We start from the raw sequence: 21,076 nt of genomic DNA, 5'->3' as shown, positions 1-21,076 counted from the left end.
GTTTTTTATTTTAAGCGAGTTCGATGAAAATAATCAGAGGCATTAATCCAGCATTAAACTCATATAAGCCACTCGCTTTGGATAACCCATCAGCTGTCGCGTGAGCGTTTGGCGGTCCATTTGTTCCAAGTCTTTGGGGGAGACGGGGCTTTCGTGTTGTTTGGATAGCCAGAGGTGGATCATGCGTTTCGTATCGATGACGCGGGCCATACCCATAGGCAAGGTACCCGGAGGGGAGGGAGGGGTATTGACCATCGCTTGCGATACGTTATTTCGCCGGGTAAGCTCTTGCAATAGTACTTCCTTGATCGCTTCCGAGTCATAAAGAAGTTCCTTGATAAAAAGCTTTTTGCCGGACAGCGCCGTATCAGCCTCGAGAGGCCGTGTGAAAGCCATGCCAACTACCTTCTCGTTTTCGTCCAAGGCCGTGTACACCCCTCCGTTCCCTAATCGCAGGTCACGGAGTATCGTGATGAAATCATCCTGCGAGTGCAAGATACAGGAAGGGCGTTCACGCAATTTGCGGTTGAAATAAGCGAACAATTCGTCGGTTGTCGGTACCTCCGGTTGGATAACCGTTATCCGGGGAAGTTGGATCGGTGTATTCGGGCGGATATACATCTCCACGGAATAATCGAATGCCTCGGTATAACCCTGTTCTCTGTAATAGTCGAATAGCCAAGGATCGGCAGGGATCAAGGCGGAGATAGCGATCTCACGTCGTTCCATTTCCTTGAATGCCCTTCGCAAGAGTTGTCGCATAAACCCTTGCCCCCTTTCTTCAGGAGCCGTGCACGCCCCGGAGATATAACCTACCGAGATCTCGGCACCCCAATAAGTCATCGTATAAGGAACGATCTGCAAGGCGGATACTATTTTACCATCCTTCTCGATGGTCATTGTGTTCTCGTCCTTGTAAACACAATCAAAATAAAGGCTGATGAATGCCTCGGAATCCCTGAAACAGGTACGCCATAAGTTTATGATTTGTTGTTTCTTGTCCATAATTTATTTTGCTTGCATAAGTTGTTTTTTTATCGCGACGCTCTTCTCTAATAGTATGGCAGGCTGATACGAAAGCTTCGCTTGGCGTAACCCCGGTATACCGAGATCCTCTTCCCGGTTCACGTAAGTATACTGTTCCGGAAGGCGAGAAGCGAACTCTTGGTTAATCACCGTATAGGCACCGTCGAAATGCACGTCCGCTTTCTCCGCGTGAACCCCGAACGTCTGATGATTGATAGGAGCCCCGAAGGAGAAAGCGATGATCTCGTTATCAACCCGGAGAGCGCCACCGATCAGGCCTAGGCTGTCAAAATGATGCAAGGCATAGGTGAGAGAGCGACGTTCGTCATTAAGCTCTTCCCCGGCATTATCCTCATGGTTCGCCTCATACCATTTACATGCCAGTCTCAGGCATTGCGGTACGATATCCGACGTGATAGGAATATACTCGTACGAATAACGTTTCTTGAATTTATTGATATGATTACGCTTGGGTTGATATTTCTTACCCCGTAAGGTCGCTAAATCTTCCCGTAGATAAATGTAATCGAAATAATCCCGTTCCGGGATATAGAAAAAACTTCCGGGAAGTACGCTTTCCAGTTGCTCCTTGGCGTCGGGGGTGATACCTAACATACAGAGCGGATGTCCATGTTTTAAGGAATCCTCTTCCAGCAGACGGACGGCATCCGCCAGATCTCCATTCCCGATAGGCATCATATAGGCGAAACGGCTCTTGTTTTCGATCATGAAACGGATTAATAGATTGCCGTCTGCGATGGCGAATTCACTGTCATATAAGAAACGCCAACTGCACATGTTCGCGAATGAGAAATCACAATTGCGATAATCGCCGGGAAATGTAAATGAGGTTATAATCTCTTTGTCTTCTAACTTGATCGGTTTAAACGGTATATCCATAAATATTCTTGTACGGTTTTACAGACTGCAAATATAAAACTAAAATGCGTGTGCGAATGTTTAGAATGGGAATAATAAAGGCAATATAAATACCCTGTCAATTCCCATCGCGATTTGTATAAAGGAGTCTCCTCTTTTGCGGTATGAAATTCGCAACAATAGGGTTAAAATGAATGTTATTTTAATGTCTGACGAAAAGCCGTTCTGCCTTATTCACATCGATCCTCTGTTGGCCCGTATCGGGTTGAACGAGACGCAAGCCCGTAAGATGGACTTGGATTAATAAAATAAAAACATAAATATGAAAACATCAAACATTGGATTAATCGGCTTGGCCGTGATGGGAGAGAGCCTTGCGTTGAATATGGAAAGCAAGGGGTTCACCGTATCTGTTTATAACCGCATGACATCGGGGGAGGAAGGCGTGGTAGAACGTTTCATGAGCGGCCGCGGGAAAGGAAAGAATTTCATAGGAACCTCTACGATACAGGAATTTGTCGAGTCTGTCGAGCCTCCTCGCAAGATCATGCTGATGGTAAAAGCAGGTGATCCGGTGGATGAGTTGATGGCTCAATTGATCCCTTACTTATCACCCGGCGATGTGATTATCGATGGTGGTAACTCGGATTTCCATGATACGGAACGTCGGGTGAAGGAGATGGAGGCACACGGGATGTATTTTGTAGGTACCGGGATCTCAGGAGGAGAGATCGGTGCCTTGTACGGACCTTCCGTGATGCCGGGTGGTTCGCCTGCCGCTTGGCCTTTGGTGAAGGATGTCTTGCAAAGTATTGCCGCCAAGCTGGACGACGGGACGCCTTGTTGCCAATGGATCGGTCCGGGTGGAGCCGGCCATTTCGTAAAAATGGTGCACAATGGTATTGAATATGGGGATATGCAGTTGATTTCTGAGGCGTATTCCTTGTTGAAGCATCGTCTGGCTCTGGACAATGAGGCCTTGGCTCGTATCTTTGAGGATTGGAACACGGGAGAGCTGGATAGCTACTTGATCGGTATTACGGCCGATATCCTCCGCTTCAAGGACGAGACGGGAGAAGGCTATCTGCTGGATAAGATATTGGATGCCGCCGGGCAGAAAGGTACCGGTAAATGGAGCGCTATCGCTGCTATGGACGAGAATGATCCGCTGACGTTGATTACTGAGGCTGTTTATGCCCGTATACTTTCTTCCATGCAGGAAGAACGGAAAAAAGCATCTTCGCTTTATCCAAAGAGTGGCGTGCCGGGGCAGACCTTGATCTCGGAGAAAGAGATCAAACAGGCCTTGTATGCTACTAAGTTGGTTTCTTACGCACAAGGATTCTCCCTGTTGCGCCAAGCTTCCAAGCATTATGACTGGCGGCTGGATTACAGCACGATCGCCAAGATTTGGCGGAAGGGATGTATCATACGCTCTGTCTTCTTAGAGAAAATCATGCAGGCTTACGAGAAGAACCGGGATCTGGAAAACCTCTTGTTCGATGGGTTCTTTATCCGAAAGATCGAGTCTTCTTTGTTGGCTTGGCGGCAAGTGGTAGCCGAGGGGGTCTTACATGGAGTGGCTTTGCCGGCGATGAGCTCGGGATTGAGTTATTTCGATGGACTGTCTACTCTGCGTTCCGCCGCTAACTTGATTCAAGCCCAGCGAGATTATTTCGGCGCTCATACCTATGAGCGGACTGATTGGGAGCGTGGTGAATTTTTCCATACCAACTGGACAGGTGAGGGAGGAAAGACAGTTTCTGGAATTTATAACATATAAAGGTATGAAGAAAGCAGATAATCAATTATTAGTCATATTCGGGGCATCGGGCGATCTTACCAGTCGCAAGTTGCTTCCCTCTTTGTTCGAATTATATGTCCGGGGCTTGCTACCCGACCGCTTCTGTATCTTGGGGGCTGCCCGCACTGCTTATGATGATGAGGAGTTCCGTGCGGAGCAGCATACGCATATTGGGGAGGCACAGAAGGGAAAGACCTGTGACGAGGGCTTGATCGATGATTTCTTGAAAAATCTCTATTACGTCGCCTTTGATTCCACGAACGCCGATGAATACGACAAACTGCGCAAGCGCATCGAGCTCTTACAAGAGAAACACGACTTGCCGGATAAGATCATCTATTACTTGGCGATCCCTCCAGTGATGTACGAGATCGTTCCGCAATGTTTGCTGGAGAGCGGTTTGAACAAGACCAAGTCTCCGGATGGTTTCAGGCGGATCATCGTAGAGAAGCCGTTCGGTACCGGCTTGGAGTCTGCCCGCCGGTTGAACGATCATTTACGGCATATCTTCTGCGAGGAGGGGATTTACCGTATCGATCATTATCTAGGGAAGGAGACCGTGCAGAATATCTTGGTGTTGCGTTTCTCGAACGGTATTTTCGAGCCGTTGTGGAATCATAATTATATAGATTCCATCGAGATCAGCGCCACCGAGACCTTGGGGGTGGAGAATCGGGGAAAATATTATGATGAAGTCGGGGCGATGCGGGATATGATCCAGAATCACTTGATGCAATTGATGTCGTTTATCGCTATGGAATCTCCCTCTATATTCGAGCCGGAACCGATTCGTGACGAGATCGTGAAAGTATACCGCTCCATACGTCCGTATACGGTGTCGGATATGGATAAGATGGTTGTCCGTGGACAATATATCGGTTATCGGGAAGAGAAAAATGTAGCTCCCGACTCGAATATCGAGACGTATGTGGCAATGAAGTTCTTTATCGATAACTGGCGCTGGAGCGCTGTGCCCTTCTATTTCTATACGGGGAAGAAGTTGCCGGAGAAGTCGTCGGAGGTCGTGATCCACTTCAAGTCTACGCCCCATCAACTATTTGTCGGTCAATGTTCGGGAGGCTCCTGCAATAAATTGACCATCCGTATCCAACCGAACGAGAGTATATCCTTGAAGTTCGGGCTGAAAATGCCTGGAGCCGGTTTTGAGGTGAAGCAAGTTAGCATGGACTTCCGCTACGACTCCCTCTCGAAGAGCTATCTTCCAGGCGATTATGAACGTCTGTTGCTGGATGCCATGCTGGGCGATTCCATCCTGTATGCCCGTAGCGATGCATTGGAGGCTAGCTGGAAATTTATCGATCCGATCTTGCTCCATTGGGAGGAGGAGGGCTCGAAGAACTTATTCTTCTATGAGCCGGGCGAGGATGGGCCGGAGGAAACTGCTATTTTAGGTGCGGAAAAGAAAGTCTGCGCCTGCCAAAGAAAATAATATTATGGAGATAAAGAGATCTAATGAGATGAAAGAGGCGCTTCGGTCGATGACGGAGGACATGATGGCGATGATTCGCTGGAAAGACTTCGCTCCGTTTAACATAGCGCTCTCGGGAGGGGAGACGGCGAAGCGTATATTTTCCTTTTGGGTAGATGAGTATAAGAATAAAATTGACTGGAATAACATTCGTTTCTTTTGGGTGGACGAGCGTTGCGTTCCTCCAACGAGTCCGGATAGTAATTACGGTCATGCGAATCATTTGCTTTTTGAGCCTTTGCGTATCCCGGCAGATCATATCCACCGGATCAAGGGAGAGAACGAGCCGGGTATCGAGGCGATGCGTTATTCATGGGTCGTAAAGGAATTCTTGCCGTTGTTCAACCAAATGCCTACGTTCGATTGTATCATCCTCGGCGTAGGCGAGGATTCGCATACGGCATCCATTTTCCCTACTACCATGGAGTTACTGTCGGATAGCCGTACCTATGCGGTATCCCTGCAACCTTCTACCGGTCAATACCGGATCACCATGACGGGATCGCTTATCTTGAACGGCGCCCCCTTATTGGTTCCGATACTGGGAACGAACAAGGAGTCCGTAATACAGAGGCTTTCCGATGGTTATTCTCCTTCAAACGCCACGCCTGCTGCTTATATCTTATCGCATGCCGTACAAGCTACGATTTATGGGCTTATACAGCAAGTACCCTAGGAGATATACTTCGCCGTCCATGTAAGTGCTACTTCTCGTGGTATCCTGTTTAGTATGGACGATTTTTTGAAAACGATACGCTAATCTATCATTATTTGTTTAACTTTGTATAACCTTAGGGACGGTGTGGAATCGATCTTGGGTTAGTATTGTCGAACAAAATGGAAAGAATATGAAAGGTATAGTTTTAGCCGGTGGATCGGGTACCCGCTTGTATCCGATCACTAAAGGAGTTTCCAAGCAACTTCTGCCTATTTATGATAAGCCGATGATTTTTTATCCGGTATCCGTACTCATGCTGGCGGGGATACGGGAGGTTCTTATCATATCGACTCCGCAGGATTTGCCGGGCTTTCGTCGTTTGCTGGGCGATGGCTCTGATTATGGTGTTCGTTTTGAATATGCCGAGCAGCCTTCGCCGGACGGATTGGCGCAAGCTTTCATCATTGGAGAGCGCTTTATCGGTAATGACTCCGTTTGCTTGGTACTTGGTGATAACATCTTTTACGGACAGAGCTTTACCCGCATGTTAAAAGAGGCTGTTTACAAGGCGGAGAACGTACAAAAAGCGACCGTGTTCGGTTATTACGTAAACGATCCGGAACGCTATGGAGTGGCCGAGTTCGACGTGGATGGGAACGTCCTCAGTATCGAGGAGAAACCGAAGGAGCCGAAGTCGAATTACGCCGTGGTAGGATTGTATTTTTATCCAAACAAGGTGGTGGACGTGGCCAAAAGTATCAAACCTTCTGCTCGTGGAGAGCTGGAGATCACTACCGTGAACCAATGGTTCTTGAAGGATGGGGCGTTGAAAGTCCAGCTGTTGGGACGTGGATTCGCTTGGCTGGATACCGGGACTCATGACTCGTTGTCTGAGGCATCTACTTTTGTGGAGGTGATCGAGAAGAGACAGGGCCTGAAGGTGGCTTGTCTGGAGGAGATCGCTTTCAAACAGGGATGGATTGATGAGAAGCGACTTGAGCAAGTTGCCCTACCAATGATTAAGAATCAGTACGGTCAGTATTTGATGCGGTTGATTAATAAGTAGTTCAGAATACGAGATATTGATGGAAAAAGATGGTAAAATATTTGTTGCCGGTCACCGAGGCTTAGTAGGCTCCGCTATCCTGAATAACTTGCGTAGCAAAGGATATACGAACTTTCTTCTCCGTACGCATACGGAACTGGATCTGACGGATCAGACCGCCGTGAACGAGTTTTTCGCTGCTGAAAGTCCGGACTATGTATTCTTGTCGGCGGCACACGTCGGCGGTATCATGGCGAACAGTTTGTATCGTGCCGATTTTATCTACAATAATTTGATGATCCAGAATAATGTCATTCATGCGTCTTGGAGAAACAACGTAAAGAAATTGTTATTCTTGGGAAGCACCTGCATCTATCCCCGTGAGGCTCCGCAGCCGATGCCGGAGGATTGCTTGCTGACATCTCCTTTGGAATATTCCAACGAACCATATGCGATTGCCAAGATAGCGGGTATCAAGATGTGCGAGAGTTACAACCTGCAATACGGTACGAACTATATCGCCGTGATGCCTACGAACCTCTACGGACCCAATGATAATTTCAATCTGGAGACTTCCCACGTATTGCCAGCCATGATCCGTAAGATCCATTTGGCGAAATGCTTGCATGCGGGAGATTGGGAGGCCTTGCGTAAGGATATGGATATTCGTCCGGTAGAGGGCGTGTCCGGGAAGGCTGCCGAGTCGGAAATCCTCTCCGTATTGGGTAAACAGGGTATCCGTCCGGGCGAGGTGGAACTGTGGGGGACCGGCAAGCCGCTTCGCGAGTTCTTATGGAGCGAGGAGATGGCCGACGCTTCTGTTTATATCATGGAACACGTGGATTTCGAGGATGTCCGCCAAAAGGAGGGCGAGGTTCGTAATACGCATATCAATATAGGTACGGGTATCGAGCTTTCGATCCGATCTCTCGCCGAATTGATCCGGCGAGAGATCGGATTCGAGGGTGAGTTGAGGTTTAACTCGTCCAAACCGGACGGTACGCTTCGTAAGCTGACGGATGTAAGTAAGTTGCATGCCTTAGGTTGGCATCATACGATTGAGATCGAGGAGGGTGTGAAGCGACTCTATGAGTGGTACCTGGGAGTTGATAAATGAGAATTGATAAATGAGAATTAGAGAAATGGGTAAAGTAGCGTTAATAACAGGTATTACGGGACAGGATGGGGCTTATCTTACAGAGTTCTTGATTAAGAAAGGATATACGGTACATGGTATCAAGCGTCGTTCTTCCATGTTCAATACGGATCGCATCGATCATTTATATCAAGACCCGCATGTAGAAAACCGTAGTTTGATCCTGCATTATGGCGATTTAACGGATAGTTTGAATCTTACACGTATCATTGGCGAGGTTCAGCCGGATGAGATCTATAATCTGGCCGCCATGAGCCATGTAAAAGTAAGTTTCGATACCCCCGAATATACGGCGAATGCGGATGGTTTGGGCGTATTACGTATCCTGGAGGCGGTCCGCTTGTTGAACTTGATCCCGAAAACACGTATTTATCAGGCATCTACATCCGAGTTGTATGGCTTGGTGCAAGAGGTTCCGCAGCGGGAGACCACCCCTTTCTATCCGAGAAGCCCTTACGCGGTAGCGAAACTGTACGGTTACTGGATTACGGTAAATTACAGGGAGGCCTATCATATGCACGCTTCCAATGGCATCTTGTTTAATCACGAGTCTCCGTTAAGGGGAGAGACGTTTGTGACCCGTAAGGTAACTCGGGCGGTTTCACGTATCGTTTTGGGTATGCAAAAAAAAGTTTATATGGGTAATCTTTCCTCCAAACGAGATTGGGGGCATGCGAAAGATTACGTGCGTGCCATGTACGCTATTTTGCAGCAAGATGAACCCTCGGATTATGTCATCGCTACCGGGATAACTACGACGATTCGGGATTTTATCCGTATGGCTTTTGATGAAATTGGTGTGGAGATCCGCTTTAAAGGAGAAGGAGTAGACGAGGTCGCTACCTTAGAGTCGATAGACGAGGAATTGTTCGTCAAGAAGGTTGGGAATGCCTATCTGGAAAACTTAAAAAAACGTGTGGGTGAGGATGTTGTAGGAGTAGATCCACAGTATTTCCGTCCTACGGAAGTAGAGTTGTTGATCGGCGACGCTACGAAGGCTCGCACCCGTTTAGGATGGGAACCGGAGTATTCGTTAGCAGCTTTAATCGAGGATATGATGAAGAACGATATAAAACTAATGAAGAAGGAGTCTTTCCTGAAAGAGGGAGGCTATAAAATTTTGAACTATTTTGAGTGAGTTCGAAACAATTTGAAGATTTTATTTGTTGTAATTACAAAAAGAGTTAATTTTGTACCAATTTTAAGATATTTGATTGTTTAATTAAAAGTGTTAAGGATATGAAGATCAAGGTTTTACTTTTAGCTTTGTTATCAGGCTTTGTATTCTCTGTGGCAGCACAGGAATATCAACCGCAGGTGGGGTTCAGCAATGAGGCTGGTTATAAGACTAATTTCAAGAAGAATAAAGTGCGCGACAATTGGTTTATCTCAATTGCGGGTGGAGCCAGCGTGTTGTTAGGCGACCAAAATGGAGAGGCTGACTTCAAGGATCGTTTAAACTTCGCTCCACAAGTATCTTTTGGTAAGTGGTTTAATCCGTATTTAGGATTCCGTGCCCAGTTAAATGGTGGTGCTATCCACGGTTTTGAAGGTGATGGCGCTCGGTTTATGCAACATAATAAATATATCGCCGCTCACGCAGACTTGTTGTGGGATGTCACTAATTTTTGGGCTCCTTACAGAGAATCTAAAGTGTTCCGCTTGATTCCTTGGATAGGTTTTGGTTATGCGCAGCGTTTTGAGACTACGGAGTCTTACGAGCGTCCAAGAACAGAGTCCCCTACGTTGAACGCTGGTATCTTGACCGCCTTCCGTTTGAGCAAACGTGTTGATTTGAATGTTGAGCTCCAAGGCTCTTTGTTGAACGAGCAGTTCAACCGTGTCGAAATGTATCACCTTACGGACGGTATCGTCCAGTTAAGCGCCGGTTTGACATTCAAATTGGGTAAGACAGACTTCGAGGTATTGGAGCCGATGGATTATGCTTTGTTGAACGACTTGAACGGCCAGATCAACTCTTTGCGTGCCGCTAACGATGAGTTGAGCAAGCGTCCGGTTTCTTGCCCTGAGTGCCAAGAGACAGTTGCTGAGGTTGTAAATAACTACGCTGAGAATGTGGTTTATTTCCGCATCAACAGCGCTAAGATCGACAAGAACCAGCAGATCAATATCTATAACACGGCTGAGTTCATGAAGAACAATAACGTTCCGATCAAGGTGGTTGGTTATGCTGACAAGAAGACGGGTACTTCTGATTATAACATGAGTCTTTCTGAGAAACGTGCTAGAGCGGTCGCTAAGGAACTTATCGATAAATACGGTATCTCTTCTAACCAGATCACGATCGAATGGAGAGGTTCTGATGAACAACCTTATGGCGAAAACAGCTGGAACCGTGTAGTAATTATGAGCGCTAATAATTAATTTACGAATTAATACTTTAAAAAGGCCGTACTTCTAAGTGCGGCCTTTTTTTTGCGCCGAAAAATACTTACTTTCGCGAGAGTTTATCGAATTGCTATGATATTGAACAAAAAACATGGTTATTTAATCCAATGGCTGATTGGTGTAGGAGATTTGATCGCGTTGAATCTTTTGTTTATGGCCGTTTTTCGTTTGCTTGGCCCGAAATACACGGAAGCGATATCCCATAATTTAAGAGAGGTTATTCTGTTATTGAACTTCTGTTATTTTTTCTCTTTATATTTTATCCCGATTCAAGTGCATCAGGCGGTCGTGTTTATCGACAAGATCGTGCAACGAGCGTTCGGATTGGTTACCGTACTTATCTTTTTATTCGCTACTTGCTTGATCTTCTTGAATGTAGGAGATGTCCTGGCTACTTTCCTCTTGGTCTATTACGGAGTTTCTATCATCTTATTTTCGCTTTGGCGGGTTTTTGTGCGCTTATCCTTAAAGTTTTATAGGCGAAAAGGCTATAACTTTAAAAAGGTGGTGATTGTGGGCGCCGGAAAGAATGGCATGGAGCTTTACCAAGTCATGAAAGATGATTTGAGCTATGGGTTTAGTGTAAAGGGATTCTTCGATGACAATGACTCGTTGAAAGACGTTTTACCTAATTACTTGGGTAAGACGGATGAGGTGGAAGCGTATGTGCTAGAGCATGATATCGATGAGATCTATTGTACCTTGCCGGGTACGAACAATGGAAAGATCGTACGGCTTCTGAATTTCGCCGAGAAGAAGATGGTGCGTTTCTATATCGTACCCGAATTCTACCGGGATGTAAAGAAGAGTATGGTGATGGAGGTGATGGAATCGATCCCATTGCTGACCGTCCGCCGGGAGCCTTTGCAATCTGCCTATAACCGGTTCTTGAAACGGACGTTCGATATATTCTTCTCTTTGGTGATTTTGCTAACGATTTATCCGATCCTGTACATCGTGGTCGGTATAATGATCAAGTTAAGCTCGCCCGGTCCGATCTTGTTTAAGCAGAAACGTACAGGATTGTATGGGCGTGACTTCGAGTGCTTTAAATTTCGAACGATGAAGGTGAACGCACAGGCTGATACCTTGCAGGCCGTTAAGAATGATCCTCGGAAAACCCGGATCGGCGATTTCTTGCGCCGGACGAATCTGGACGAGTTTCCTCAGTTTGTAAACGTCTTGCAGGGCGATATGTCCGTGGTAGGCCCTCGTCCGCATATGTTGAAGCATACCGAGCAGTACTCGGCGTTGATCGATAAGTATATGGTGCGGCATTTGGTGAAACCGGGAGTAACGGGATGGGCGCAAGTCACCGGTTACCGAGGTGAGACCAAGACGCTGGAGCAGATGGAAGGACGTGTAAAAAGAGATGTATGGTATATAGAGAATTGGACGTTTTTCCTTGATTTAAAGATCATAGTGGTTACGGTACTGAACATGTTCAAGGGAGAGAAGAATGCGTATTGATCCTATGCGTTGCACACTTTTTACGGATTTGTGTAATCCGTATTTGTATTTATGTTATATTCGCGCTCGATGGGAAGAATAATTGCAATAGATTACGGCCGGAAGCGTACGGGGATAGCCGCTACGGATATTTTACAAATGATCGCTAATGGCGTAGCGACAGTCTCAAGTGGAGAGGTCGTGAAATACCTGTCGGATTACGTATTGCGGGAACCTGTGGACTTATTTGTGGTCGGGCTTCCGAAGCAAATGAACAATAAGCCTTCGGAGAATATGAAATATGTGGAGGCGTTTGTGACTCATCTGAAAAGGACGATACCGAGTATCCCGGTAACTTATTACGACGAGCGGTTCACGTCGGTTTTAGCTCATAAGGCCATGTTGGAAGGTGGTCTAAAGAAAAAGAAACGGCAAGATAAAGGACGGGTCGATGAGATCAGTGCCGTTATTATTTTGCAAGCTTATTTAGAAAGTAAAAAATATCAGTTATAACGTATGATTTTACCCGTATATTTATATGGTCAGCCCGTATTAAGAAAAGAGGCTGAGGATGTGCCAAAAGATTATCCCGACTTGAAAAGGTTGGTTGCCAATATGTTTGAAACGATGTACAATGCCGATGGGGTAGGGCTTGCCGCTCCTCAGGTGGGTTTGTCTATCCGTTTGGTGGTTATAGACGGAGACGTGATGGGAGAAGACTTCCCTGAATGCAAGGGTTTCAAGCGTGCGTTGATTAATCCCGAGTTTTTGGAACGTAGCGAGGAGGAAACAGCCATGGAGGAAGGCTGTTTGAGCCTGCCGGGCATACATGAGAAAGTATCCCGCTCGAAAACGGTTCGCGTGAGATATTGGGATGAGAATTGGGTGGAGCACGAGGAGGTGGTGGAAGGTTTCGCGGCTCGTATCGTGCAGCATGAGTGCGAGCATCTGACGGGGCATGTTTTTATCGACAATGTCTCCGCTATTCGTCGCCAATTGAATAAAGGCAAATTAAATAGTATTATTAAAGGAACGGTTCGTTGCTCTTACCGGGCAAAGGCCGTTGGTAAATAGTAAATCTATTAACTAATCAATATGACAGATTTAAGCAAAAACATTGAGGCCCTCAGGGAAAAGAAAGCCGTTATCGAGATGGGCGGTGGTGAGGCTGCTATCGAGAAGCAAGTGGCGATGGGTAAGCTTACTGCCCGTGAGCGTATCTTGGCTCTGTTGGATAAAGACTCTTTCCATGAGTATGACATGTTCGTGAAACACGATGGCCGTGATTTCGGTATGGAGAAGAAAGTTCTGCCGGGTGATGGTGTGGTTACCGGTACGGGTACGATCTTTGGTGCCCCGGTTTGCATTTATGCGCAGGACTTTACGGTTGCCGGTGGTTCGTTAGGTTTGCAACATGCTCGTAAGATCACCAAGATCATGGATCATGCGTTGAAGATGAAATGCCCGATCATTGGAATCAACGACTCGGGGGGCGCACGTATCCAAGAAGGTGTTGGTGCTTTGGCTGGTTATGGTGAAATATTCTATCGCAATACGATCGCCTCGGGCGTGATCCCTCAGATTTCCTTGATCCTCGGTCCGTGTGCCGGTGGTGCTGTTTATTCTCCGGCGTTGACGGACTTCGTGTTTGTGGTTGAGAACATCTCCAAGATGTTTATCACGGGACCGAACGTTATCAAGACCGTGTTGGGTGAGGACATCTCTATGGAAGACCTTGGTGGCGCACGTGTTCATGCAGAGACTACAGGTAACGCGCATTTTTATGCCTTGAGCGAGCAAGAATGTTTCGATCAGGTGAAACGTTTGGTTAGTTTCATTCCTTGGAATAATCAGGAGCGCGCTAAAGTGGTTGAGCCGAAAGAGCCGTCCGCTATGCTGAATATCGAGCTAGTGGTTCCGGCTGACCCGAAACAACCGTATGATGTACGAGACATTATCAGATGTATTGTCGATGACTCGGATTTTTTGGAGATCCAAGAGTTGTGGGCCGCTAATATCGTGATCGGCTTTGGCCGTATGGCAGGAGAGACAGTAGGTTTCGTTGCCAACCAGCCGATGGTTTTGGCCGGCGTGCTTGATTGTGATAGCGCTGACAAAGCCGCTCGTTTCATCCGTTTCTGCGACTCATTTAATATCCCTATCATCACGTTGGAGGATATGCCGGGTTATCTGCCAGGCGTAGATCAAGAGCATGCGGGTGTGATCCGTCACGGTGCGAAGGTTCTGTATGCTTATTCGGAGGCTACAGTCCCTAAGATCACGGTTATCTTGCGTAAGGCGTACGGCGGAGGTTATATCGCTATGAACTCCCGTCACTTGGGCGCTGACTTTATGTTCGCTTGGCCGAGCGCAGAGATCGCTGTTATGGGTCCGGAAGGTGCTGCGAATGTCATCTTCCGTAAGGAGATTATGGAGGCGGAAGACCAGAACGCTATGCGTCAGGAGAAGGTGAAAGAATATATCGAGAAATTTGCAAATCCGTATGTGGCGGCTTCCAAGGGGTTTATCGATTCTGTGATCGAACCGAAAGAAACCCGTTCATTATTGTTACACGCACTGAAGCTTTCCATTCTGAAAGAGGAATACAGACCGGCAAAGAAGCATGGTTTGCCTCCGTTCTAAAATGATGAGAGTATGGAAAAGAAACACCAGCAAGAATCATATGTAGATTTCGTGGTGACGGCACGTAAATATAAGACGTTGCTGACAGCGAAGTATAAGAACCGACCGATGTGGTGTAAGCCCTCGGTTGGAGACGTGGTTTCTCATCTTCCCGGAACGATTATCAAGATTTTGGTAGAGAAAGGGCAGGCCGTGGAAGCCGGACAACTTCTGTTGACCCATGAGGCGATGAAAATGCAGAACCGGGTGGTCGCTCCCATAGCGGGAGTCGTTGTCGAGCTCAATGTAAAAGAGGGTGATAAGATAACGAAGAATCATTTAATGGTAAAAATAGAGTCTAAGTAAGATAATTTACTTATTTTTGTCTGTCAATCATTTTTGATAGGATGAAGAAGGCAACACTCTTTTTGATATTACAGATATTTACGATTTCGCTTTTTGCGCAGATTAATACGGATCGTGTACTGGCCATTGGCAGGAATGCCCTCTATTTTGAGGATTATGTTCTTTCCATTCAGTACTTCAATCAGGTTATCAAATCCAAACCTTGGTTGGCGGAACCCTATTTCTACCGTGCGGTGGCGAAGATAAATCTGGATGATTTCAAGGGGGCCGAGGAAGACTGCACTTTATGTCTTCAGCGGAACCCTTTTTTAACGCAAGCGTATTACGCTCGCGGCATCGCTCGCCAAAGTCAGGAGAGATATGACGAGGCGATCGACGATTATCGGAAAGGACTTGAGTTCAAACCCGAAGACCGCCAGATGTTGGTGAATACGGCGGTAGCTTTTATCCAGAAAAAAGACTACAATGGGGCGGAGAAGACTTTCGATGATTTAATGACCGCCCATCCGAAATATTCCATGAATTATATGACACGGGGTGCTATGTACCTAGAGAGAGGGGATACGTTGAAGGCCTTGGCCGATTATAATAAGGCGATCGAGATGGATCCTTATTATGCGCCGGCGTATGGCAACCGTGCGATCCTTCATTATCAAATGGATGATTACAAGGACGCTTTGGCAGATTTGAACGAGGCGCTCCGACTGGATACCCGTGAGAGCGGATATTATATTAATCGAGGATTAGTCCGTTATCAGATGAATGACTTGAGAGGTGCGATGGCCGATTACGATCAGGTGATCAGCATGGATAGCCGGAACTTGATCGCACGGTTCAACCGGGGGTTGCTTCGGTTCCAAGTCGGTGATAACAACCGGGCTATCGAAGACTTCGAGGTCGTGATTCAGCAAGAGCCGGACAACTATATGGCTTATTATAACCGTGCGTTACTCCGTTTCGAGACGGGTGACTACCGGGGAGCCGTGCAGGATTACGACGTAGTCTTGAAGCAATATCCAACGTTCCTGCCGGGCTTCGTGAGCCGTTCAGAAGCAAAGCGTAAGCTGGGAGATAACGTGGGGGCGGACCGTGATTATTGGACGGCCATAAAGATGGAGGAGCAAGCTAAGAACGGACAGCTCCCGAAGGCATCGTCTTCTGTCGCCAGTACAGCGGCGAACGGAGATGCTAAGGCAGACGACTCGGAGGAGAATACCCGTGAGCAATCTGATAAAAACATCAATAAGTTCAACCGCCTGGTGGTATACGATAAGGAGCAGGAACGTAAAAATAAGTATCAAAGCGAAGTCCGTGGACGTGTACAAGACCGGAATGTACGTGTGGATCTGGAACCTCAGTTTGTCTTGACTTATTACGAGAAGGTAGATCCCGTAAAGAAATTGGTTTATTACGACAAGATGGTAGAGGATTACAATGGCCGGATGGTCTTGAAGCGTAAATTGCGTATCACGAACGAGGAGGCTGCTTTGACCGAGGACCAGATCGCCGTGCATTTCGCCTCCATCGACGAGTATTCGGCGGAGATCGAGCGTGATCCGAATAATGCTAACGCTTATTTCGGTCGTGCGATGGACTTCATGTTGGTGCAGGATTTCTCAGAGGCGATCAAGGGTTTCTCGGAAGCGATCGAGCGAGACCCTTCGTTCACGATGGCCTATTTCAATCGTGCCGTAGAACGTTATAAGCAATTGGTGTACAACCAATCCCAGCAGGCGAACAAGGATACGTACGACTTGAGTGGTTCGGGGATGAATTTGAATCTCGGTAAGTCTGCCCAGTCGCAGGTAAACGCCAATACCTCAGTAGACCCCCGCAGTGCTATGTTGAAGGATAATAAGAGAGCCTATGAGCATGAGCAGATCATGAGGGACTACGATATGGTGATCAAGTTGAACCCAGGTTTTGTGTACGCCTACTTTAACCGTGCGAACCTGCGTTGTGTCCAGCGTGATTTCCGTGCCGCTATCGTTGATTACAACGAGGCGATCGAGCGAGATCCTGAATTTGCTGAGGCTTACTACAACCGTGGGTTGGCTCGTTTGTCGCAAGGTGACGCAAACCGGGGTATCGCCGACTTGAGTAAGGCGGGGGAATTGGGTATTTACAACGCCTATAGTATCATCAAGCGAATGACAAGTCGGTGATAACGTAAATTATTCGAGTTAAATATTTCGCTGATAGAAAAGAAATATTAACTTTGTAGGCTGAATATAAAGAATTTTAGAGAATAGAATATGATAAAGATTACATTTCCGGACAATTCTGTAAGAGAATATGCAAAGGGAACGACTGCTATGCAGATAGCGGAAAGCATTAGTTCTCGTTTGGCACAGGAAGTCCTAGTCGCAAGCGTGGATGGAGAGGTTTGGGACTTGAATCGCCCTATCAACGACAATGCTGCGGTGAAACTTTTGAAGTGGGAAGATGAGGAAGGTAAACATGCGTTCTGGCATTCCAGCGCTCACCTTATGGCAGAGGCTTTACAGGAATTGTATCCAGGTATTAAATTCGGTATTGGTCCAGCGATCGAGAACGGTTTCTATTATGACGTGGATCCAGGAGAGACCGTGATCAAAGAGGGTGATTTCCCCGCTATCGAAGCTAAAATGCTAGAGTTGGTAGCCAAGAAAGAAGAAATCAAGCGTCAGGACATTACCAAGACGGATGCTATGAAGATGTTCGGCGATAGAGGCGAGGCGTATAAAACAGAGCTTATCAGTGAGCTGGAAGACGGTACGATCACTACCTATACGCAGGGCTCTTTCACGGACTTGTGTCGGGGTCCGCATTTACCGAACACCTCTTACTTGAAAGCTGTTAAGATATTGAGCGTAGCCGGTGCTTACTGGCGTGGCGATGAGAAACGCAAGCAATTGGTTCGTTTGTATGGTATCACTTTCCCGAGAAAGAAGATGTTGGATGAGTATCTGATCTTGCTGGAGGAGGCCAAGAAACGTGACCACCGTAAGATCGGTAAGGAGATGGATCTATTCATGTTCTCCGATACGGTAGGTAAGGGCTTACCGATGTGGTTGCCGAAAGGTACCGCCTTGCGTTTACGTCTGCAAGAGTTTTTGCGTCGTATCCAGGCTCGTTATAACTATCAAGAGGTGATGTGTCCGCCGATTGGTAATAAGTTATTGTATATTACTTCCGGCCACTACGCTAAGTACGGTAAGGATTCCTTCCAGCCGATTCATACACCTGAGGAGGGTGAGGAGTACTTCTTGAAACCTATGAACTGTCCTCATCACTGTATGATCTATAAAAACTCTCCTCGTTCGTATAAGGATCTGCCGTTGCGCCTAGCGGAGTTTGGTACGGTTTGTCGGTATGAGCAGAGCGGTGAGTTGCACGGATTGACCCGTGTACGTAGCTTTACGCAGGATGACGCTCATATTTTCTGTCGCCCCGATCAAGTAAAGCAGGAATTCTTGAACGTGATGGACATCATCTCGATCGTATTCAAGACGATGAATTTCGAGAACTTTGAGGCTCAGATCTCCTTGCGTGACAAGGTGAACCGCGAGAAATATATTGGTAGCGACGAGAACTGGGAGAAGGCTGAGCAAGCGATCGTAGAGGCTTGTGAGGAAAAAGGCTTGAGAGCCAAGATCGAATATGGAGAGGCCGCTTTCTACGGCCCGAAGCTCGACTTCATGGTGAAAGACGCTATTGGCCGCCGTTGGCAGTTGGGTACGATTCAGGTAGACTATAATTTGCCGGAACGTTTCCAATTGGAATATACGGGTGCGGACAATCAGAAGCATCGTCCGGTTATGATCCACCGTGCGCCGTTCGGTTCCATGGAACGATTCGTAGCTGTATTGATTGAGCATACTGCCGGAAAGTTCCCATTATGGTTGACACCGGAGCAGGTATGCATCATGTCGATCAGCGAAAAGTTCAATGATTACGCTTGGCAAATCGCACGTGAGTTGGGTAATCAGGAAATCCGTGCTATCGTAGATGACCGAAATGAGAAGATCGGCCGTAAAATCCGTGACAATGAATTGAAAAGAATTCCTTATATGCTCATCGTTGGAGAAAAAGAAGCAGAAAATGGTGAAGTTTCCGTAAGAAAACAGGGCGAAGGTGATAAAGGTTCGATGAAAATTGCTACCTTTGCAGCGCTTTTGAACGGCGAGGTGGAGGAAGTGATGAATCGTTGGCAAAATAGTAATGATTAAATAACTAATAACGAGGAGAATAAATCTTTTTGAATGAAGAATGACAATCTGAAAGAACAGTATAGAACCAACGAACGTATTCGTGTTCGTGAAGTTCGTTTAGTAGGTGACAATATTGAGACGGGTGTTTATCCGATCGCTCAAGCGCTGAAAATAGCGGAGGAGCAGGGGATGGACCTAGTTGAAATTTCACCAAATGCTGCGCCCCCCGTTTGTAGAGTAATCGACTACCAGAAATTCCTTTATCAGCAAAAAAAACGTCAGAAAGAGCAAAAAGCGAAATCTGTGAAAGTGGTCGTGAAGGAGATTCGTTTCGGACCTCAGACAGATGATCATGATTACAATTTCAAATTGAAGCACGCTAAGGGATTTTTGGAGGAAGGTTCGAAGGTCAAAGCTTACGTGTTCTTTAAAGGTCGTTCTATCCTTTTCAAGGAGCAAGGAGAGGTTTTGCTGCTTCGTTTTGCCAATGATTTGGAGGATTACGGAAAAGTGGAGCAGTTGCCTGTCTTAGAGGGAAAACGTATGATTATCATGCTTTCCCCGAAGAAAGCGGGCGCAGGTTCAGCTCCTGCCGCGGCTCCGAAAGTCGTAAAGAAAGTGGTCACGACACCTAAGCCTAAAAGCGAGGGTGATGAGAAAACAGAGGAATAAAATCCGTCCCTGATAGAAGGGAGGTTAAGTTTAATAATTAAAATGTAATTGAAAATGCCTAAGATGAAGACTAATTCCGGTGCCAAAAAGAGGTTCGCCCTTACCGGATCAGGAAAGATCAAAAGAAAACACGCTTTTAAGAGTCATATCTTAACGAAGAAGACTAAGAAGCAAAAGAGAAATCTTACTCACATGGGTTTGGTGGCTAGTGTTGATGTAAGCAACGTAAAGCAGATGCTTTGCATGAAGTAATCTTTATTCATTAAGCGAGTTTTATAACGATTTTTATTAACCGAATGCGTTTAGCAATCAAGTTCATCCTGAGAGGTGACGCTAACATTCAAAACAGATTAGAATTATGCCTAGATCAGTAAATCATGTTGCTTCAAGAGCAAAAAGAAAACGGATTTTAAAACTAACCCGTGGTTATTATGGTGCACGTAAGAACGTTTGGACCGTAGCGAAGAATACGTGGGAAAAAGGTTTGACTTATGCTTTCCGCGACCGTCGTAACAAGAAACGTAATTTCCGTGCTTTGTGGATTCAGCGTATCAACGCTGCCGCTCGTTTGGAAGGTTTGTCTTATTCCCGCCTGATGGGTGCTTTGCACGCTGCCGGTATCGAGATCAACCGTAAGGTTTTGGCAGACTTGGCCGTTAACCATCCGGAAGCGTTCAAGGTTATCGTAGCTAAAGTGAAATAAGATTTTGCTATACATAGTTAATGAAGAGTCTTCTTGAAGAGGAGGCTCTTTTTTGTTGTTTTTGTTTGGTCATGTCGATACGATTACATATCTTTGTAACAAGAAAAGGATAGACAGGGAATGAGTTAAGCCGCACTTGTTCGATTGGGAAACTCATCAGTTTATTTTCATTCCGAGACGTAGCTCTTGTTGCCAATGGCGGGCCGCGCCCTTCGGGGTATGCATAGCACGGCGGATTACAAAGGTGGCAAAGCACTCAAATCCTGTCATACGGAGTTTGTTCATATCTACAGTGCGGCTTTTTTTATAGGGAAGAGGATCTTTGATAAGATTCTCTTCTTTTTGTAGTATGACGGGCATGCCATACATCTGTGGTGAAAGTCCATAAAGGGGCGTAGTTGCCGACGAACCCTAAAGCGACTTGCAAGTTTCAAGCGGCGACGCTTGGGAGAGAAGAAGCAATAGCGAAATCGTGGCCTGACGAACAGAAATCTGATACCAAGGCGTATCAAGCGGACAAACTGGCTACAGACAGCGAAGTTCCCAAAGGCAACCGTAACCTTGATGCGTAAATCAGGCAGGTAAACGAGGAAAGATGTATGGCT

At 46.5% G+C, this 21,076-nt stretch carries 19 protein-coding genes; 17 read left to right on the top strand and 2 right to left on the bottom strand.

What is annotated here, in order from left to right; all coding sequences use genetic code 11:
* Positions 1-42: 42 nt before the first annotated feature.
* Both G7Y39_RS05890 and G7Y39_RS05885 read right to left on the bottom strand, forming a co-directional pair.
* Entirely contained in the window at positions 43-1,005 is a 963-nt protein-coding gene (locus tag G7Y39_RS05890) for a GNAT family N-acetyltransferase (RefSeq protein ID WP_165155994.1), read from the bottom strand.
* 3 nt (positions 1,006-1,008) lie between these two features.
* Positions 1,009-1,926 carry a DUF2156 domain-containing protein gene (locus G7Y39_RS05885; protein WP_165155992.1) on the bottom strand — a complete coding sequence of 306 codons (918 nt, stop codon included), beginning with the start codon at positions 1,924-1,926 and terminating at the stop codon, positions 1,009-1,011.
* Between the two features lie 301 nt (positions 1,927-2,227).
* On the opposite strand from G7Y39_RS05885, the gene gnd reads away from it, so the two are divergent.
* From gnd to rplT, 17 genes are all read left to right on the top strand, one after another.
* The gene (gnd, locus tag G7Y39_RS05880; RefSeq protein WP_165155990.1) at positions 2,228-3,688 is read left to right on the top strand and encodes a decarboxylating NADP(+)-dependent phosphogluconate dehydrogenase; all 1,461 of its coding nucleotides are present in this window, start codon (positions 2,228-2,230) and stop codon (positions 3,686-3,688) included.
* 4 nt (positions 3,689-3,692) lie between these two features.
* The gene (zwf, locus tag G7Y39_RS05875; RefSeq protein WP_165155988.1) at positions 3,693-5,159 is read left to right on the top strand and encodes a glucose-6-phosphate dehydrogenase; all 1,467 of its coding nucleotides are present in this window, start codon (positions 3,693-3,695) and stop codon (positions 5,157-5,159) included.
* Positions 5,160-5,163: 4 nt separating this feature from the next.
* On the top strand, positions 5,164-5,874 hold the full coding sequence (gene pgl, locus G7Y39_RS05870) for a 6-phosphogluconolactonase (RefSeq protein ID WP_165155986.1): 711 nt from the start codon (positions 5,164-5,166) through the stop codon (positions 5,872-5,874).
* 172 nt (positions 5,875-6,046) lie between these two features.
* Entirely contained in the window at positions 6,047-6,922 is an 876-nt protein-coding gene (rfbA, locus tag G7Y39_RS05865) for a glucose-1-phosphate thymidylyltransferase RfbA (RefSeq protein WP_165155985.1), read from the top strand.
* 19 nt (positions 6,923-6,941) lie between these two features.
* The gene (locus G7Y39_RS05860; protein WP_165155983.1) at positions 6,942-8,018 is read left to right on the top strand and encodes a GDP-L-fucose synthase; all 1,077 of its coding nucleotides are present in this window, start codon (positions 6,942-6,944) and stop codon (positions 8,016-8,018) included.
* 25 nt (positions 8,019-8,043) lie between these two features.
* A complete protein-coding gene (gene gmd, locus G7Y39_RS05855) occupies positions 8,044-9,195 on the top strand; it encodes a GDP-mannose 4,6-dehydratase (RefSeq protein WP_165156048.1) in 1,152 nt (383 codons plus the stop codon).
* A 101-nt stretch (positions 9,196-9,296) separates the two neighbouring features.
* Positions 9,297-10,442, top strand: a complete 1,146-nt coding sequence (locus G7Y39_RS05850; protein ID WP_165155981.1) for an OmpA family protein — start codon at positions 9,297-9,299, stop codon at positions 10,440-10,442.
* Positions 10,443-10,538: 96 nt separating this feature from the next.
* Positions 10,539-11,936 carry an undecaprenyl-phosphate glucose phosphotransferase gene (locus tag G7Y39_RS05845; protein WP_165155979.1) on the top strand — a complete coding sequence of 466 codons (1,398 nt, stop codon included), beginning with the start codon at positions 10,539-10,541 and terminating at the stop codon, positions 11,934-11,936.
* A gap of 69 nt (positions 11,937-12,005) precedes the next feature.
* Complete coding sequence (gene ruvX, locus G7Y39_RS05840) at positions 12,006-12,428, top strand: Holliday junction resolvase RuvX (protein WP_165155977.1); 423 nt, start codon at positions 12,006-12,008, stop codon at positions 12,426-12,428.
* A 3-nt stretch (positions 12,429-12,431) separates the two neighbouring features.
* Positions 12,432-12,989 (top strand): peptide deformylase, encoded by a 558-nt coding sequence (def, locus tag G7Y39_RS05835; RefSeq protein ID WP_165155975.1) that lies wholly within the window; start codon positions 12,432-12,434, stop codon positions 12,987-12,989.
* A gap of 21 nt (positions 12,990-13,010) precedes the next feature.
* The gene (locus G7Y39_RS05830) at positions 13,011-14,558 is read left to right on the top strand and encodes an acyl-CoA carboxylase subunit beta (protein WP_165155973.1); all 1,548 of its coding nucleotides are present in this window, start codon (positions 13,011-13,013) and stop codon (positions 14,556-14,558) included.
* Between the two features lie 12 nt (positions 14,559-14,570).
* Positions 14,571-14,903, top strand: a complete 333-nt coding sequence (locus G7Y39_RS05825; protein WP_165155971.1) for an acetyl-CoA carboxylase biotin carboxyl carrier protein subunit — start codon at positions 14,571-14,573, stop codon at positions 14,901-14,903.
* A gap of 41 nt (positions 14,904-14,944) precedes the next feature.
* Positions 14,945-17,068, top strand: a complete 2,124-nt coding sequence (locus G7Y39_RS05820) for a tetratricopeptide repeat protein (RefSeq protein WP_165155970.1) — start codon at positions 14,945-14,947, stop codon at positions 17,066-17,068.
* 90 nt (positions 17,069-17,158) lie between these two features.
* Entirely contained in the window at positions 17,159-19,114 is a 1,956-nt protein-coding gene (gene thrS / locus G7Y39_RS05815; RefSeq protein ID WP_165155969.1) for a threonine--tRNA ligase, read from the top strand.
* A 33-nt stretch (positions 19,115-19,147) separates the two neighbouring features.
* Entirely contained in the window at positions 19,148-19,768 is a 621-nt protein-coding gene (gene infC / locus G7Y39_RS05810) for a translation initiation factor IF-3 (RefSeq protein ID WP_165155967.1), read from the top strand.
* 54 nt (positions 19,769-19,822) lie between these two features.
* Entirely contained in the window at positions 19,823-20,020 is a 198-nt protein-coding gene (gene rpmI, locus G7Y39_RS05805) for a 50S ribosomal protein L35 (RefSeq protein WP_165155965.1), read from the top strand.
* A gap of 106 nt (positions 20,021-20,126) precedes the next feature.
* A complete protein-coding gene (rplT, locus tag G7Y39_RS05800; protein ID WP_165155963.1) occupies positions 20,127-20,471 on the top strand; it encodes a 50S ribosomal protein L20 in 345 nt (114 codons plus the stop codon).
* Positions 20,472-21,076 lie beyond the last annotated feature (605 nt).

This window comes from Parabacteroides sp. ZJ-118, from assembly GCF_011038785.1.
Classification (GTDB): domain Bacteria; phylum Bacteroidota; class Bacteroidia; order Bacteroidales; family Tannerellaceae; genus Parabacteroides.
Note: the sequence above shows the minus strand (reverse complement) of the source record. Positions and strands in the feature narration are given on the sequence as shown.

Coding starts and splice junctions, on each gene's coding strand:
- G7Y39_RS05890 (WP_165155994.1), bottom strand. CDS start 1,005: ATGGACAAGAAACAACAAATCATAAACTTATGGCGTACCTGTTTCAGG.
- G7Y39_RS05885 (WP_165155992.1), bottom strand. CDS start 1,926: ATGGATATACCGTTTAAACCGATCAAGTTAGAAGACAAAGAGATTATA.
- gnd (WP_165155990.1), top strand. CDS start 2,228: ATGAAAACATCAAACATTGGATTAATCGGCTTGGCCGTGATGGGAGAG.
- zwf (WP_165155988.1), top strand. CDS start 3,693: ATGAAGAAAGCAGATAATCAATTATTAGTCATATTCGGGGCATCGGGC.
- pgl (WP_165155986.1), top strand. CDS start 5,164: ATGGAGATAAAGAGATCTAATGAGATGAAAGAGGCGCTTCGGTCGATG.
- rfbA (WP_165155985.1), top strand. CDS start 6,047: ATGAAAGGTATAGTTTTAGCCGGTGGATCGGGTACCCGCTTGTATCCG.
- G7Y39_RS05860 (WP_165155983.1), top strand. CDS start 6,942: ATGGAAAAAGATGGTAAAATATTTGTTGCCGGTCACCGAGGCTTAGTA.
- gmd (WP_165156048.1), top strand. CDS start 8,044: ATGGGTAAAGTAGCGTTAATAACAGGTATTACGGGACAGGATGGGGCT.
- G7Y39_RS05850 (WP_165155981.1), top strand. CDS start 9,297: ATGAAGATCAAGGTTTTACTTTTAGCTTTGTTATCAGGCTTTGTATTC.
- G7Y39_RS05845 (WP_165155979.1), top strand. CDS start 10,539: ATGATATTGAACAAAAAACATGGTTATTTAATCCAATGGCTGATTGGT.
- ruvX (WP_165155977.1), top strand. CDS start 12,006: ATGGGAAGAATAATTGCAATAGATTACGGCCGGAAGCGTACGGGGATA.
- def (WP_165155975.1), top strand. CDS start 12,432: ATGATTTTACCCGTATATTTATATGGTCAGCCCGTATTAAGAAAAGAG.
- G7Y39_RS05830 (WP_165155973.1), top strand. CDS start 13,011: ATGACAGATTTAAGCAAAAACATTGAGGCCCTCAGGGAAAAGAAAGCC.
- G7Y39_RS05825 (WP_165155971.1), top strand. CDS start 14,571: ATGGAAAAGAAACACCAGCAAGAATCATATGTAGATTTCGTGGTGACG.
- G7Y39_RS05820 (WP_165155970.1), top strand. CDS start 14,945: ATGAAGAAGGCAACACTCTTTTTGATATTACAGATATTTACGATTTCG.
- thrS (WP_165155969.1), top strand. CDS start 17,159: ATGATAAAGATTACATTTCCGGACAATTCTGTAAGAGAATATGCAAAG.
- infC (WP_165155967.1), top strand. CDS start 19,148: ATGAAGAATGACAATCTGAAAGAACAGTATAGAACCAACGAACGTATT.
- rpmI (WP_165155965.1), top strand. CDS start 19,823: ATGCCTAAGATGAAGACTAATTCCGGTGCCAAAAAGAGGTTCGCCCTT.
- rplT (WP_165155963.1), top strand. CDS start 20,127: ATGCCTAGATCAGTAAATCATGTTGCTTCAAGAGCAAAAAGAAAACGG.